Raw genomic sequence first — 3,666 nt, 5'->3', positions numbered from 1 at the left:
GGCCGCCGGGGGCGTGCCGGTGCAGGCGCGGGTGCCCGGATCCGGCGGCGATGGGGGCGGGGTGTCGGCGCGCGGCACGGTGGCCTTCGTGGACAACACGGTGAACACCGCCACCGGCACCATCCGCATGCGCGGCACCTTTGCCAATGAGGCGCGTGTGCTGTGGCCCGGCCAGTTCGTGGATGTGCATGTGGAGCTGGGGCAGGTGCCCGACGCCGTGGTGGTGCCCGCACAGGCGGTGCAGACCGGCAGCCAGGGGCTGTTCGCCTACGTGGTGGGTCCGGACAACACGGTGCAGTTGCGCAAGGTGCGCACCGGGCTTGCCCATGCCGGCCAGGTGGTGATCGAGGATGGTGTGGCAGCGGGCGAACGGGTGGTCATCGACGGCCACCTGCGCCTGACCCCCGGCGCCGTGGTGGAGGAAAAGGCCTCTGCCGGTGCGGCTTCCGGCGGGCAATCGGCAAAGCCCGGCGAACATGCGGCGAAATCCGGCGAAGCGGACGCCAAGGCCCCGGCGGAGGCGCGCCAGTGAACATCGCGGCGTTCTTCATCCGCAGGCCGGTGACCACCTGCCTGGTCATGCTGGCCATGTTCCTGTTCGGGGTGGTGGGCTACCGCAACCTGCCGGTAAGCGACCTGCCCAACGTGGACTTTCCCACCATCATGGTCACGGCCGAGCTTTCCGGGGCCGACCCGGAAACCATGGCCAGCGCCGTGGCCACCCCGCTGGAGCGGCAGTTCGCCACCATCGCGGGCATCGACTCCATGACCTCGTCGAGCACCTTGGGGCGCACCCGCATCACCATCCAGTTCGCCCTCGACCGCGACATCGACGCGGCCGCGCTGGACGTGCAGTCGGCCATCTCGCAGGCGGCGCGCCGCCTGCCCGACGACATGACCACGCCGCCCTACTTCCGCAAGGTCAACCCCGCCGACCAGCCCATCCTGTACATTGCGCTCACCTCGCCCACGCTGCCCCTGTCGCAGGTGAACGAATACGCCGACACCATGCTGGCCCAGCGCATCTCCATGGTGGCCGGGGTGGCCCAGGTGCAGGTGTACGGTTCGCAGAAGTACGCGGTGCGCGCCCAGGTGGACCCGCGCGCCCTGGCCACGCGCGGCATTGGTCTGGACGAGGTGGCCAAGGCCATTGCCGATTCCAACGTCAACCTGCCCACCGGCACCCTGCAGGGCGACCATACCTCGCGCAACATCCAGGCCAGCGGCCAGCTGTTCGACGCCGCCTCGTACCGGCCCATGGTGGTGGCCTGGCGCGACGGCGCGCCGGTGCGCCTGGGCGAGCTTGGCCGGGTCATCGACAGCGTGGAGCAGGACCGGCAGTTCACCTGGTTCAACGACACGCGCGGCATCGTGCTGGCCGTGCAGCGCCAGCCCGGCTCCAACACCGTGGCCGTGGTCAACGCGGTGAAGGAACTGCTGCCCTCGTTCGAGCGGCAGTTGCCCGCGTCCGTGCAACTGAACGTGATGTACGACCGTTCGCAGACCATCCGCGAATCGGTGGACGACGTGAAGTTCACCCTGGTGCTCACCGTGTTCCTGGTGGTGCTGGTGATCTTCCTGTTCCTGCGCAGCCTGTCGGCCACGGTCATTCCCAGCCTGGCCCTGCCCATGTCGGTGGTGGGCACCTTTGCCCTGATGTACGTGTTCGGGCACAGCCTGGACAACCTGTCGCTGATGGCCCTGACGCTGGCCGTGGGCTTCGTGGTGGACGACGCCATCGTCATGCTCGAGAACATCGTGCGCCACAAGGAAATGGGCAAGCCGGTCATGCAGGCGGCCCTGGACGGGTCCAGGGAGATCGGCTTCACCATCATCTCCATGACCATATCGCTGGCGGCCGTGTTCATCCCCGTGCTGTTCATGGGCGGGGTGGTGGGGCGGCTGTTCCGCGAATTCTCGGTGGTCATCATGGTGGCCATCGGTCTTTCGGGCGTGGTGTCGCTGACGCTTACCCCCATGCTGTGCAGCCGCTTCCTGAAGCCGCACGGCGCCGAGCGCCACGGGCGCGTCTACAACGCGCTGGAAGCGTTCTTCGACGGGCTGCTGCATATCTACGAACGCAGCCTGCGCTTCACCACCCGCCACCACTTCATGACCTTTCTCGTGTCATTGGGGGTGCTGGGGCTGACGGCGTGGCTGTTCGTGGTCATGCCCAAGGGCTTTCTGCCCAGCGGCGACACGGGGCAGCTTTCCGGCTTCACCGAGGCGGACCAGTCCATTTCGTCCGATGCCATGGTGCGCAACCAGACCGCCCTGCACGCCGTGCTGGCGGCGGACCCGGCCATCGCCTCGTTCACCTCCATCGTGGGTCCGGGCGGGCCGAACCTTGGCGGCAACGCCGGGCGGCTGGTGATCATGCTGAAGGACCGCCACCAGCGCAGGGAAACGCCGGAACAGGTCATCCAGCGGCTGCGGCCCAGGCTGAACACCCTGCCCGGCATCCAGGCCTTCGTGTCCAACCCGCCGTCCATCAACATCGGCGGGCGCACCACCAAGAGCCTGTACCAGTACACCATCCAGGGGCCGGACACCGGCGAACTGTACCGGGTGGCCCCCCTGCTTGAAGAGCGGATGCGCACCCTGCCCGGCCTGCAGGACGTGACCAGCGACCTGCAGCTGAAGAACCCGGAGGTGCGCGTGACCATCCACCGCGACAAGGCGGCGGCGCTGGGCGTTTCGGCCCAGCGGGTGGAAGAGGCGTTGCAGTCGGGCTTCAGCTCGCGCCAGGTTTCCACCATCTACGCGCCCACCAACGACTACGCGGTGCTGCTGGAACTCTTGCCCGAATACCAGCGCGATGCGTCCGTGCTGCCGCTTTTGTACGTGCGGGCCAATTCCGGCATGCTGGTGCCGCTGGATACCCTGGCCAGCCTGAGCGAAGGGGTGGGGCCGCTGTCGGTGAACCATTCCGGCCAGCTGCCCTCGGTGACCGTGTCGTTCAACCTGCGGCCCGGCGTGGCCCTTGGCGAGGCCGTGGCCCAGGTGGAGCAGGCGGCGTCGCCCCTGTTGCCCGCCGACGTGGTGGGCTCGTTCCAGGGCACGGCGCAGGCCTTCCAGAATTCGCTGCAAGGCATGGCCGTGCTGCTGGCGCTGGCGGTGTTCGTCATCTACATCGTGCTGGGCATCCTGTACGAAAGCTTCATCCACCCGCTGACCATCCTTTCCGGCCTGCCTTCGGCGGGCATGGGCGCGCTGCTCACGCTGATGTTCTTCGGGTACGACCTGAACCTGTACGCCTTCGTGGGCATCATCATGCTGATCGGCATCGTGAAGAAGAACGCCATCATGATGATCGACTTCGCCATCGAATCCGAGCGGGTGGAGGGCCGCGCCCCGGCGGACGCCATCTTCCATGGCTGTCTGGTGCGTTTCAGGCCCATCATGATGACCACCATGGCCGCGCTCATGGGCGCGCTGCCCATCGCCGTGGGCTTTGGCGCGGGCGCCGAGGAACGCAGGCCGCTGGGCCTTGCCGTGGTGGGCGGCCTGCTGGTGTCGCAGTTGCTGACCCTGTACATCACCCCGGTGTACTACATGTATCTGGACAGGCTGAGCCGCTGGCTGCAACGCAAGATGGGCCGCGCGCTGGGCAACGAACGGGCGGCGGCGCGGGCGCAGGGGTAGCCCGGGCTGGCGGGCATGCCG

The 3,666-nt window shown here is 67.9% G+C and carries 2 protein-coding genes; both read left to right on the top strand.

What is annotated here, in order from left to right:
• Positions 1-532, top strand: a 532-nt coding sequence (locus FVW20_RS09785; protein WP_196609279.1) for an efflux RND transporter periplasmic adaptor subunit, incomplete at its 5' end; no start/stop codon positions are given.
• On the top strand, positions 529-3,645 hold the full coding sequence (locus FVW20_RS09780) for an efflux RND transporter permease subunit (RefSeq protein WP_196609278.1): 3,117 nt from the start codon (positions 529-531) through the stop codon (positions 3,643-3,645). The genes FVW20_RS09785 and FVW20_RS09780, both read left to right, overlap by 4 nt.
• The last annotated feature ends 21 nt before the right edge of the window (positions 3,646-3,666 follow it).

The organism is Nitratidesulfovibrio oxamicus, from assembly GCF_015731765.1.
GTDB lineage: Bacteria > Desulfobacterota > Desulfovibrionia > Desulfovibrionales > Desulfovibrionaceae > Cupidesulfovibrio > Cupidesulfovibrio oxamicus.
The sequence above is the reverse complement of the archived record's forward strand: the minus strand, read 5'-3'. Positions and strand labels throughout refer to the sequence as shown.